11 protein-coding genes are annotated in these 12293 nt (G+C 61.7%); 2 read left to right on the forward strand and 9 right to left on the reverse strand.

The window, feature by feature from the left end:
• Nucleotides 1-51 precede the first annotated feature (51 nt).
• The 6 genes from LUB09_RS04250 to LUB09_RS04275 form a co-directional block, all read right to left on the reverse strand.
• Nucleotides 52-381 carry a hypothetical protein gene (locus tag LUB09_RS04250; RefSeq protein WP_057009060.1) on the reverse strand — a complete coding sequence of 110 codons (330 nt, stop codon included), beginning with the start codon at nucleotides 379-381 and terminating at the stop codon, nucleotides 52-54.
• A gap of 695 nt (nucleotides 382-1076) precedes the next feature.
• Nucleotides 1077-1922, reverse strand: coding sequence for an NAD-dependent protein deacetylase (locus LUB09_RS04255; RefSeq protein WP_231421748.1), 846 nt, complete (start codon nucleotides 1920-1922; stop codon nucleotides 1077-1079).
• A gap of 8 nt (nucleotides 1923-1930) precedes the next feature.
• Entirely contained in the window at nucleotides 1931-2371 is a 441-nt protein-coding gene (locus LUB09_RS04260; protein WP_209980949.1) for a CBS domain-containing protein, read from the reverse strand.
• Nucleotides 2372-2499: 128 nt separating this feature from the next.
• On the reverse strand, nucleotides 2500-4449 hold the full coding sequence (locus LUB09_RS04265) for a DNA topoisomerase III (RefSeq protein ID WP_231421749.1): 1950 nt from the start codon (nucleotides 4447-4449) through the stop codon (nucleotides 2500-2502).
• A 151-nt stretch (nucleotides 4450-4600) separates the two neighbouring features.
• Nucleotides 4601-6223, reverse strand: coding sequence for an MFS transporter (locus LUB09_RS04270; RefSeq protein WP_209980953.1), 1623 nt, complete (start codon nucleotides 6221-6223; stop codon nucleotides 4601-4603).
• 65 nt (nucleotides 6224-6288) lie between these two features.
• Nucleotides 6289-7935: a GMC family oxidoreductase gene (locus LUB09_RS04275; protein ID WP_231421750.1), complete on the reverse strand. Its 1647-nt coding sequence runs from the start codon at nucleotides 7933-7935 to the stop codon at nucleotides 6289-6291.
• Nucleotides 7936-8064: 129 nt separating this feature from the next.
• Here LUB09_RS04275 and LUB09_RS04280 point away from each other — a divergent pair, with 129 nt between their 5' ends.
• On the forward strand, nucleotides 8065-8958 hold the full coding sequence (locus LUB09_RS04280) for a LysR family transcriptional regulator (protein ID WP_057009065.1): 894 nt from the start codon (nucleotides 8065-8067) through the stop codon (nucleotides 8956-8958).
• A gap of 304 nt (nucleotides 8959-9262) precedes the next feature.
• On the opposite strand, the gene LUB09_RS04285 is transcribed toward LUB09_RS04280, so the two are convergent.
• Both LUB09_RS04285 and LUB09_RS04290 read right to left on the reverse strand, forming a co-directional pair.
• Nucleotides 9263-10609 (reverse strand): glutamine synthetase family protein, encoded by a 1347-nt coding sequence (locus LUB09_RS04285; RefSeq protein WP_231421751.1) that lies wholly within the window; start codon nucleotides 10607-10609, stop codon nucleotides 9263-9265.
• Nucleotides 10610-10620: 11 nt separating this feature from the next.
• The gene (locus tag LUB09_RS04290) at nucleotides 10621-11178 is read right to left on the reverse strand and encodes a helix-turn-helix domain-containing protein (RefSeq protein WP_209980961.1); all 558 of its coding nucleotides are present in this window, start codon (nucleotides 11176-11178) and stop codon (nucleotides 10621-10623) included.
• Between the two features lie 405 nt (nucleotides 11179-11583).
• Here LUB09_RS04290 and LUB09_RS04295 point away from each other — a divergent pair, with 405 nt between their 5' ends.
• The gene (locus tag LUB09_RS04295; RefSeq protein ID WP_057009067.1) at nucleotides 11584-11892 is read left to right on the forward strand and encodes an RcnB family protein; all 309 of its coding nucleotides are present in this window, start codon (nucleotides 11584-11586) and stop codon (nucleotides 11890-11892) included.
• A 95-nt stretch (nucleotides 11893-11987) separates the two neighbouring features.
• Here LUB09_RS04295 and LUB09_RS04300 read toward each other — a convergent pair whose 3' ends face one another.
• Nucleotides 11988-12260 (reverse strand): DUF1652 domain-containing protein, encoded by a 273-nt coding sequence (locus tag LUB09_RS04300; protein WP_057009068.1) that lies wholly within the window; start codon nucleotides 12258-12260, stop codon nucleotides 11988-11990.
• Nucleotides 12261-12293: the final 33 nt, after the last annotated feature.

The following is a 12293-nucleotide window of genomic DNA, read 5'->3' on the forward strand; positions in this document are numbered from 1 at the left end:
GCACGGTCACTTCAGGGAGCAGGCAAACCTGCTCCCTGAAGTTGCACTTGGCTAGTAGTAGCGATCAATCACTTTAACTTGCGAGCTGTCTTTGAAAGAGGCCCAGGCATTGTTGATTGTGTCGAATACCTGCTCGATAAAGTTGCGATCGGCGGCTGCTTTCTTGCCGACATAACCCTGGCCGCGACGGTACATCTTCAGGCGCGCCGCCAGCTCTCGGTGGCTGCGGTCGAAATCGGCTTCTTCGGAGTGGGGCGCCAGGCAGTCAATTTTCACTTCGCCCGATTTTTCCACCCACAGGATATGGTCGTCGAGTGTGTCTTTCTGCGCGGCGAACATCTCAGCCAATTCATCGATAGTGGGTTGGTTATTCAGATTCATGTGTAAGCCCCTTGACCAGTTGGTGATCTATCCGTTAATTCCGTTAAAACTGCTTAGTTGTCTCCGGCTCAAAAAACCGGGCGTCAGTGACGGTCTGCCAAATACGGGCAGGGTCTTGAAACTGATGCATGTAGTCTTGCTGATGAACTGCTACGCAATGCATTCATAACGAAGACAGGCAGCATTTGAGCGCCTGTACCCAACCCTTGCGGGGCAGGTCAGCTTCATCAATCTGCCTTGTGGGCAGTGCACATCCGGAAAAAACAGCTCGGCGGTCAGACGAGCGTCTTCAAAACACCTGTTACCAACGCTCCCGATGCGGGAGACGTCTAGATCATGCAAGGACAAAAACGCCGCGTCAACGATTATGTAGTGATTATTTTTGCTCACTACATAAAATGCTTTGATGACGGGAGAATGCGTAAAAACGTGACCTGGGCGTCATTTTTGGAGCGGTGGGTCGCCTCTGTGGCAAGCCGACTGTGTGGCGAGCGGGCTTGCCCCGCGTTGGGGTGCGAAGCGCCCCCAATCAAGGAACACGCGGTGTACCTGACACTGCGCGGAGCATGGTTTTGGGGCTGCTGCGCAGCCCAACGCAGGACAAGCCTGCTCGCCACAGGGAGTCTGCGCTTAACTGAACGGCATTAGGGCAAGCCCGCTCGCCACAAGGCATTTTTGATGGGCAGTGTTTTTTGCTAGCTCAATCGCTCGGCAAGCAAGGGCAACAAATGCTCACAGGACGCTTCAATCTTCACCTGCAACAGCTCATCGCCACGGGTCTTGCCTAAATTGATGGCGATCACCGGCTTGTCCTGTTCAACCATCGCTTTGCACAGACGAAACGCCGAATAGGCCATCAAGGACGACCCCACCACCAACAGCCCATCGGCTTGCTCCACCGCCGTCATGGCCCTGGCGGCTGTAGCCGGTGCTACATTCTCGCCAAAAAACACCACGTCGGGCTTGAGCCGCTCGCCATTGCAGCGTGGGCATCGGGGCACCTGGAAGCGTTCTTCGAATGTGGGGTCTAGCAAGGTGTCGCCGTCCGGTAATTGCACGGCATGTACCTGGGCGAGGTAGGGATTGTCGATCTCCATCTGCCGCTGGATTCCATCGCGCGGGCTGCGCTGCTGGCAATCCAGGCACAGCACCCGATGCAGGCTGCCATGCAGCTCGATCACATCCTGGCTGCCGGCCTGATCATGCAGGGTGTCGACATTTTGCGTGATCAGCCCGCTGATGCGCTGGCGGTGTTGCAGGGTCGCCAGTGCCAGGTGGGCCGCGTTGGGCTGCGCGATGCGCACCTTCGGCCAGCCCAGCATCGCCCGCGCCCAGTAGCGACGGCGCGCTTGGGGGGTGGCGAGAAATTCCTGGTACATCATCGGCGCCTTGCCACGGCGCACGCCTTCGCTGTCGCGGTAGTCGGGGATGCCCGAGGAGGTGCTGATCCCCGCACCGGTCAGGACCAGAAAGCGCCGTTCGCTCATCGCCCGGTGCAGGGTGTCGAGTTGATCGGCAAGATGTTCCAGCGTGTCGAGCATGGGTTCCCCTATTCGCCGCGAATGTATTGCTCCAGTTGCCTGATCAGGTCCGTCTGTTCGGCAATGGCTTCCTTGACCAAATCGCCAATGGACAGCAAGCCCAGCAGCTTGCCATCTTCTACCACCGGCAAGTGGCGCAGGTGACTGTCGGTCATGATGTTCATGCACTCCTCGACACTTTTATGGGGCTCAACGGTAATGACCGGCGAACTCATGACCTGATCGACCCGCGTGGTCACCGACGACAGGCCCTTGAGGATGAGTTTGCGCGCGTAGTCACGTTCGCTGATGATCCCTACCACCGCACCGTCCTTGACGACCGGCAAGGCGCCGACGTTTTTTTCCGACATGCGCACCAGCGCTTCAAACACGGTGTGGTCCCATTGAATGGTATGCACGTCGTGATGCTTCTGGTCCTTGGCTTTGAGCAGTTGTGCAACGGTTTTCATGGCGGCCACTCCGGTATTGTTGTTGGTGAGTCAGGGTCCTACAGAATCCTAGACGGCCCACAACCGGGCAAGGTCCAAAGCGGCGTTAAACCCGTCGAAAAACGTCATTTACCGGATTTTTTCGTGTTTTAACCTGCTTTGGTCGGCTTTTTCGCGCGCTTGGCGCTGGTTGCCGCCTTGCGCGGGGCGCTCTTGCGTTTGTTTTTCCAGGGCGTGGCACCCCGGCCTGCCGGGCTGGCCGGGCCGGTGATGGTCATGCGCATGCCATTGCACCGGGCCACCTGCTTGCTCATCCAGGCCGCTTGTTTGGCGACGAATTCCTCAAGGCTCATTTCGCCGCTTTGCACCATGTCCAGCGCCTGCTCCCAGATGGCGGTAGTGCCGGGGTCGGCAATGGCCCGGGGCACCGCGTCGATCAGGCTGAACGCCGCCGGCGTGGCCGACAGCGCCTTGCCATTCTTTACCAGGTAACCGCGGTCCAGCAGGCCCTGGATTATCCCGGCGCGGGTGGCTTCGGTGCCGATGCCGGTGGTGTCCTTGAGTTTTTGCTTGAGCAGCGGGTCCTGCACCAGCTTGGCGACGTTCTTCATCGCCTTGATCAGGTCGCCTTCGGTGAACGGCTTGGGCGGTTGGGTCCACAGGTCCTTGAGGTTGACCCTGGCCACCGCGTAGTCCCGACCTTGCGCCAGCGTCGGCAACGCCTGGGGCGCAGGGGGGGCGCGGCCTTTGGCGGGGGCCAGTGCTTCGGGCAGGGCGCGCTTCCAGCCCGGCTCGATCACTACCTTGCCCACCGCGCGCAACGCCTGGCCGGCGCAGTCGAAATCGGCCTGGGTACGATCGTATTCATGGTTGGGCAGGAACTGCGCCAGGTAACGCGCACGAATCAGCGTGTACACCGCTCGCTGCTTGCCGGCGAGTTGCCCGACATCCTTGCCGGCCCCGGTGGGAATGATGCCATGGTGGGCGCTGACCTTGCTGTCGTTCCAGGCCCGCGAGCGGCGCTGGGGGTCGATATGGGGCATCAGCTCGTTCACCGCGGCATCCGCGCGGCCCAGCGCCGCGAGAATCTTCGGCGCGTCGCTGTGCTGGCTCAAGGGCAGGTAGCCGCAGTCGCTGCGCGGGTAGGTGATGACCTTGTGCGTCTCGTAGAGGGATTGAGCGATATCCAGGGTTTCCTGGGCGCCGAGGCCGAGCTTCTTCGAGCAGATTTCCTGCAGGGTGCCCAGGTCGAAGGGCAGGGGCGCCACCTCACGCATGCGCTCGGTGCGCAGCTTCACCAGCCGGGCGCTGGCGGCCTGGGTCATCGCTTGGGCGGCGTCACGGGCGATTTGCGGGTTGAGGCAGCGGCCCTGGTCGTCACAGGCATCCTCTGCGGCACGCCACTGAGCAGTGAAGGTGATGGCGTCGTGGCGCAGGTCGACATCGATGGCCCAGTACGCCACCGGGACGAAATCGGCGATGCTGCGGTCGCGGTCCACCACCAGGCGCAGGGTCGGGGTTTGTACGCGACCGACCGGCAACACGCCCTGATAACCGGATTGACGACCCAGCAAGGTAAACAGGCGGCTCATGTTCATGCCGATCAGCCAGTCGGCGCGCGAGCGACCCAGGGCCGAGTGGTACAGGCTGAAGGTTTCGGCGCCGGGCTTGAGCGCGGCAAGGGCCTTGCGGATGGAGGCGTCGTCCAGCGCCGACAGCCACAGCCGCTGGATCGGCCCTCGATAACGGCAATGCTCCACCAGCTCACGCGCGATCATCTCGCCCTCACGGTCCGCGTCAGTGGCAATGATCAGTTCCTGGGCTTCCCCCAGCAGGCGCTTGACTGCCTTGAACTGGCTGGCGGTCCTGGGTTTGACCTGCATTTTCCATTTTTCCGGGACGATCGGCAGGTCGGCCAGTACCCAGCGCTTGTATTTGACGTCGTAGGCGTCGGGCGGAGCTGTTTCCAGCAGATGGCCGATGCACCAGGTGACGGTGACTCCAGTGCCCAGCCAGCAACCGTCGCCGCGGCGACTGGCGCCGAGCACGGCCGCGATATCCTTGGCCTGGGAAGGTTTTTCACAGAGGTACAGCCGCATGGTCATCACATCAGCTTGGGTTGATGCCTTGCAGGATGCTTAGTCGAAGGCAATTGAGCAACCATTATCTGTATGGATGTACAGCTATTTGTGTATTCATTGCAAAACCCTGTGGGAGAGGCTTGCTCCCACAGGGATTTCCACCGATCAATCAGTTGTTATCGATGTCGACGTGGCGCGTTTCCTTGAGGCAGAACAGCCCTACGATCAGGCTCACACCCGTCACTACCACCGGATACCACAACCCGTAGAAAATATCCCCGGTGTACACCACCAACGCAAACGACACCGTCGGCAGGAACCCGCCGAACCAGCCGTTACCAATGTGATAGGGCAGGGACATCGAGGTGTAGCGGATGCGCGTCGGGAACAGCTCCACCATCAGTGCCGCCAGCGGGCCGTAGCACATGGCCGCGATCAGGATGAGTGCGACGATCAGCACCACCACCATCACCTTGTTCACCTGGGCCGCATCCGCCGAACTCGGGTAGCCGGCCAGGGTCACCGCGCCGCGCAGGGCGGCTTCGTCGAAGCCATCGATGCGCACGTCACCCACGCTCACCTGCACCGGGCTTCCGGCCGGTGCGGCAGCGCTGGTGTAAGGCAGGCCCTGTTTGACCAGGAAGGTCTTGACCTTGTCGCAGGGGCTGTCAAACCGCGCCTTGCCCACCGGGTCGAACTGAAACGTGCAGGTGGCGGGGTCGGCCAGTACGGTGATCGGCGCCTGTCGGCTGGCCTGGTCCATGGCCGGGTTGGTGTAGTGCGCCAGGCTCTTGAAGATCGGGAAGTACAGCACGGTTGCCAGCAGCAGGCCGAGCATCAGCACCGGCTTGCGCCCGACCTTGTCCGACAGCCAGCCAAAGAAGATAAAGAACGGCGCACCGATCACCACGCTGATGATCAGCAGCATGTTGGCCAGGGCCGGGTCCATTTTCAGGAACTGGGTCAGGAAGAACAGCACATAGAACTGCGCCGCGTAGAAGGTCACCGCTTGCCCGCCGTTGATGCTGAACAGGGCGATCAGCACCACCTTGAGGTTTTCCCATTTGCCGAAGGAATCGCGGATCGGCGCCTTGCTGGCCTTGCCTTCCTCTTTCATCTTCAGAAAGGCCGGCGACTCATGCAGGCTCATGCGGATCCAGGTGGAAATGCCCAGCAGCACGATGGAGAACAGGAACGGTATGCGCCAGCCCCACACTTCGAATTGATCGCCCGTGAAGTAACGGCAGGCCAGCACCACCAGCAGCGACAGCAGCAGGCCGAGGGTGGCGGTGGACTGGATCCAACTGGTGTGCAGGCCGCGTTTGCCTGCGGGTGCGTGCTCGGCCACGTAGGTCGCAGCGCCGCCGTATTCGCCGCCCAGTGCCAGGCCTTGCAGCATGCGCAGCACGATCAGGATGATCGGCGCCGCGATGCCGATGCTGGCGTAGGTCGGCAACAGCCCGACGCAGAACGTGGCCACGCCCATCAAAATGATGGTGACCAGAAACGTGTATTTGCGCCCGATCATGTCGCCCAGGCGGCCGAACACCAGCGCGCCGAACGGGCGCACTACAAATCCCGCCGCGAAGGCCATCAAGGCAAAGATAAACGCCGTGGTGTCGTTGACCCCGGCAAAGAACTGCTTACTGATCACGGCCGCTAGGGCGCCGTAGAGGAAAAAGTCATACCACTCGAACACTGTGCCGAGGGAGGAGGCGAAGATGACTTTTCTGGAGTCGTTACCGGCGCTGGCAGGCAGTGCGGCGCCGAGCGGTTGAGCATGTTCTGACATCGGGTAGTCCTCACAGTGATTATTTATTGTTGTTCCACTGTCGGCGTCAAAGGTGACGCCGCTGTTCAGATTGCATGAACCCGTTCTTTCTCCGGGGCGAGGCGCCTTGTGGGCGGTGAAAGGATCAGCTGCGCAGCCTTCTCGGCAATCATCAGCGTGGGTGAGCAGGTGTTGCCGGAGGTGATGCGCGGCATGATTGAGGCGTCGGCAATGCGCAGCCCCGGTACGCCGTGTACTCGCAGTTGCGCGTCGACCACGGCGTCTTTGTCGCTGCCCATGCGGCAGGTGCCCACCGGGTGGAAGATCGTCGTGCCGATACGGGCGGCGGCTTCGTGCAGTTGTTCTTCGGTCTGCAACGCCTCGCCCGGCAGGTATTCCACCGGTTTGAACTGGCTCAGCGCCGGTGCGGCGACGATGCGTCGGGTCAGGCGAATGGCGTCGGCGGCCACGCGCAGGTCTTCGGGATGGCTCAGGTAATTGGGCTGGATCAGCGGCGCATCTGCCGGGTTGGCCGAACGAATATCGATACGCCCGCGGCTCTGCGGGCGCAGGTCGCAGACCGACGCGGTAAACGCCGGAAACCCGTGCAAAGGCTCACCGAAGCGCTCCAGGGACAGCGGCTGCACGTGGTATTCAAGGTTGGCCGAGGTCTGTTCGGGCCCCGAGCGGGCAAATGCGCCGAGCTGGCTGGGCGCCATCGACAGCGGGCCGCTGCGGTCATACAGGTATTGAAGGCCCATGCCCATCTTGCCCCACACGGTGCCGGCGATCTGGTTGAGGGTGCGGGCGTTTTCCAGTTTGTAGATCAGCCGCAGTTGCAGGTGGTCCTGCAGATTGCCGCCGACGCCCGGCAATTCATGCAGCACCTCGATGCCCAACGGCTTGAGCACGCTGGAGGGGCCAATGCCCGAACGCTGCAGGATGCCCGGCGAGCCCACGGCACCTGCGCACAACACGATTTCCTTGTGCGCTTTCCAGGTTATCTGCTGGCCATGCTGACGGCCGACCACCGCTGACGCACGGCCGTTTTCGAGTACCACGCGGTCGACTTCCACGTCGGTCAACACGGTGAGGTTGGGTCGCTGGCGGACGGGTTTGAGAAACGCCTTGGCCGCGTTCCAGCGCACCCCGGCTTTCTGGTTGACCTGGAAATATCCGCAGCCTTCATTGTCACCCTGGTTGAAATCACTGACCGAGGCGATGCCACTTTGCGCCGCCGCATCGCGAAAGGCATCGAGGATCGGCCAGTGCAAGCGCTGCTGCTCAACGCGCCATTCGCCGCCGTCATTGTGGAACTCCGAGCCACCGGCGAAATGGTTTTCGCTGTGCTTGAACAGCGGCAGTACGTCCTTCCAGGCCCAGCCGGGATTGCCGGCGGCCGCCCAGCCGTCGTAGTCCAGGGCCTGGCCGCGCATGTAGATCATGCCGTTGATCGACGAGCAGCCGCCCAGCACCTTGCCCCTTGGATAACTCAGCGCACGGCCTTGCAGGCCTGCCTGTGCTTCGGTCTTGAAGCACCAGTCGGTGCGCGGGTTACCGATGCAGAACAGGTAGCCGACGGGAATGTGAATCCAGGGGTAGTTGTCGCGGCCACCGGCTTCCAGCAGCAGGACGCGGTGGGCGGGGTTGGCGGACAGTCGATTGGCCAGCAGGCAGCCTGCGGGGCCGGCACCGACCACCACGTAATCGTATTGCGCAGTTGCAAGAGGCATCTGGGGTCTCGCTTGTTTTTCTTATTGGTTCCATCCTAGTTGTTAGTTTTCGTCTTAAAAATGTTAGTTTTTGCCCAGCTGCTGTGCGTTTTTAAACAGCGCTGCCCGAGGCCACGCAATGGAGGCGACATGTTCGACTGGAATGACCTGCGGTTTTTTCTCGAGTTGCAGCGCAGCGGCCGCCTGCTCACCGCCGCGCAGCGCCTGAAAACCACACATGCCACGGTGGCCCGGCATATTGAAGCGATTGAAAAGAGCCTCGGCACCGCATTGTTTGTGCAGCATGCCCAGGGCTACGAACTGACGCCCTCCGGCGAAGCGCTGCTCAAGCACGCCGAAGCCATGGAAAACCTTGCGTTGCTGGCCGAAGACGAACTCACCCACTCCGCCGCGCCCCTGGGCAAGATTCGCCTGGGCGTGGCGGAAGGGTTGGGCGTGATGTTCCTGGCCGGGCGCATGGGCGGCCTGTTCGAGCGTTATCCCGGTCTGGAAGTGGAGCTGGTGGCGGTGCCGCGCTTCGTCAGCATCCTCAACCGCGAGGCGGAAATCAGCATCCACCTGGAGCGTCCCAGCGTCGACCAACTGGTCACCCGCAAACTCACCGACTACCGCCTGGCGCTCTACGCCAGCCGTGCCTACCTGGACCGCCACCCGCCGATTGAAAAGCGCGAAGATCTCGCGGCCCATGCCTGGATCGATTACGTCGACGACCTGCTGTTCAGCCAGGAGCTCAAATTCCTCAGCAGCTTCTGCCGCACCCCCAAAGTGGTATTCCACAGCACCAGCGTCATCGCCCAGCATCAAGCGGCGCGCTCCGGCTTGGGAATCGCCGTACTGCCATGCTTCATGGCCGCCGGTGACCCGGACCTGATCGCGCTGCTACCGGAGGAAGGCATTCAGCGCAGCTACTGGATCAGCTCACGCCGGGAACTGCATAAATCGGTGCGGCTGCGGGTGTTGTGGGATTACGTGGTGGAGTTGTGCGCCCGCGAGCAAGCGCTGTTGCTCGGCGCGCCTACCTGACGAAACCGGGTAAAAAGGTGGGAAGCTTGGCGCTGTCGTGCAGCCAGTTGCAGCCTCTGTGGTAAGCAGGCTTCTTGTGGCGAGCCCTAATGCCGTTCAGTTAAGCGCAGATTCCCTGTGGCGAGCAGGCTTGTCCTGCGTTGGGCTGCGCAGCAGCCCCAAAACCAGACGCTAAGCCGTATCAGGTACACCGCGTTTTGCTTGATTGGGGGCGCTTCGCACCCCAACGCGGGGCAAGCCCGCTCGCCACAAGCCTGTAATCGCCTGAAAAGGTGATTTTCGTCCCTGAAGAACAACGCCAGGTTCAAAGAAACCAGCGATATTCCCGCGCATTAATCTCCTGCTGAAACGCCAGGTGATCCTGGCGCTTGTTCTCGCAATACACGTCAACAAACTCTGCGCCCAGCGTGTCGCGCACGACCGTGTGAGGCTGCATGGCGCGGACGGCGTCGAGCATTTCCACGGGGAAGTCGGTGCCGCTGCTGCGGTCGTCGTTCAGCGGGGCGATGGGTTCTTGTCGGGTTTCAAGCCCGTGTTCGAGTCCGGCCAGGATTGCCGCCAGCACCAGGTAGGGGTTGGCGTCGGCGCTGGCCAGGCGGTGTTCGATACGCAGGTTGCGCGGGTCGGACTCGGGGATGCGCACGCACGCGTCGCGGTCTTCGAAGCCCCAGCTGGCGCGGGTGGCGGCGTTGACTGTGCCGCCCAGGCGGCGCAAGGCGTTGTGGTTGGGGGCGAAGATCGGCATGCAATGGGGCAGCAGTTGCAGGCAGCCGGCCACCGCGTGGCGCAGCGCTTGCTGCTGGTGCGCGGCCAGCAGGTTGTTGCCTGCGCCGTCGTACAGGCTGACGTGCACGTGCATGCCGCTGCCGGGAAATTGCAGGTAGGGCTTGGCCATGAAGCTGGCGCGGTAGCCATGCTTGAGCGCCACGCCGCGTGTACTGCGGCAGAACAGGGCGGCCCAGTCGGCGGCGCGCAGGGCGTCGTCCGAGTGGCCGAAATTGATCTCGAACTGGCCGGGGCCGATCTCGGCAGTGATTACGGTGCTGTCGATGCCCTGGTCCCTGGCGGTTTGCGCCATGTCGTCGAGCACGGCGCTGAACCGCGACAGCCGCTCGATGTGCAGGTTGGGCTGGTCGTCGGTGTCATCGCTCAGCGGGTCGCGGGGGAATTGCGGCAGGCCGTTGGCGAGCTTTTTATCGAACAGGTAAAACTCCAGTTCGAACGCCACCACCGGGTGAATACCCCTGTTCTGCAAGCGCTGCAACACTCTGGCCAGCACTTCGCGGGGTTCGAACTCGATGGGCGCGTCGGTGCCGTCGGAGGTGATCAGCATCTGCCCCAGGGGCTGTGACTCCCAGCTCACCGGCTTGAGCGTGCCCGGCACCAGGCGGCGATTGGCGTCCGGGTCGCCATCGTTGAAACAGTAATCGCCGATCTTGAACAGCCCGCCCTGAACCCCCAGCAGCACGGCGTTCTGGGGCAGCTTCAAGGGGCTGCCGGCGGCGACTTTTTCGAGCATCTCCACCGGGTACCGCTTGCCGTAGAAATGCCCGGGAATGTCCAGAGCGATCAAGTCGACATAGCGCACATCGGGGTACTTCTGGCGAAACGCGCGGACTTCGGCCAGCAACGTGCAGGATGGGGTTTTCACAGGGGTTGCTCCTAGTTGTACACCCACAGCACGCGGGCAGGCACATCGGTAAGGTTGGCGTAGCGACAGTGGGCGAAACTGGCCAGGTGGAAACTGTCGCCCGGGCCGAGGGTGACGCTGTCGGCCTCGCCCTCCACCCACAGCGTCAACTCGCCTTCGAGCACGAAGCCGGCCTGCTCGGCGCGGTCGCTCATGCTCTGTTCACCACTGTTGGCGCCGGGCGCCAGCAGGCTGTCGAGCATGGAGAAGGCGCCGTTCATGCTCGGCGAGACGAGGATGTCGGTGATGCCATTGGCGTAATACACCGTGCGCCGCTCGTTGGGGCGCGTGACCCAGTCCACCGCCTTGGGCTTGGGCAGGCTGTAGAAATAGGTGGTGGGCACGTCGAGGGCATGGCTGATGGCGGTGAGGTCCGCCACGGTCGGGCGCGACAGGCCGCGTTCCACCTGGGACAGAAACCCTACGGATCGCTCGATCTTTTGCGCCAGCTGAGCGAGTGTAAGTTTCTTGTGCTTGCGCAGATCGTGGATCAGGGCGGCGAGGGTGGCGAGTTCTTCTTGTTGGGTCATGAAATTAATGTCGATAAATTTCATGAAAAATTATAGGATAAATTTCATGCGGGCAACCCGTGCCAAGGATCGATGCCGAACCGTGGCGAGCGGGCTTGCCCCGCGTTGGGGTGCGAAGCGCCCCCAATCGAGCAAAACGCGGTGTACCTGATACGGCTCAGCGCCTGGCTTTGGGGCTGCTGCGCAGCCCAACGCAGGACAAGCCTGCTCGCCACAGGGAATCTGCGCTTAACTGAACGGCATTCGGGCAAGCCTGCTCGCCACAACAAGCCTGCTCGCCACAGGGAATCCGCACTTAACTGAGCGGCATCTGGGCAAGCCCGCTTGTCACAAAAACATGGCCTGAATGATTCCACGCGGCTGCGGTCGGAATCTGGGTACGCGTCATTAATTGAAGGAGCACCCATGAAGTCCAGATCCCTAGCTGCCTGCGTTCTCGTTGCTGCAAGCCTGTCCACCGCCAGCTTTGTGGCCCAGGCCGGTGATACCCCCCAGGAAACCGTGCAGCCTTCCAACATCAATGCCCGTGACTTGAAAGAGGGCGACCGCGCGCCGGATATCCTGATGCGCGAGGAATCGGCGGTAAAAGACTGGAAAAAACGTGGCCTCAAGGACCCAGGTGAAAACAACCAGTGGGCTAAGGCGGCCGACAAGTACGTACTGCTCAAGACCACCAACGGCACCATTCTTGAGATCACCCCGGCGAAGAAATAATCGCGCAGCGTCCTGCATCAAGGTAACCGGCCGCAAGGGTCGCGTTACCTTCCTACAGATGGGGGGATTTTATCGTCGGGAGAGGGTGTGTTGTTTTATCTGGGCGTGATTGACGGCCAATCATCCAGCGTGAGCTTGCCTACGGTGTTGCTTTGCAGTTCGTAGCGCAGCTCTTCGACCATTCTGGTCACTTCCTCCGGGGTGTGCAGCCGGTTGGTGGTAATTCCGGTGACGACCAGGTCCACCCGGCCGGTCTCGGCGTCGTAGACCTTGAGGGTCAGTGACGCATCCCGGCACAGGGTGAACTCACAGGTTAACGGCAACAGGCCTTCCTCGATGCAATTGCGCAATTGAGAGACGGTGAGCATGCATTTTCCTTCAGGGCATTCAATGCGGTCCCT

Origin of the sequence: Pseudomonas sp. Leaf59, from assembly GCF_920984685.1 — a bacterium.
GTDB lineage: Bacteria > Pseudomonadota > Gammaproteobacteria > Pseudomonadales > Pseudomonadaceae > Aquipseudomonas.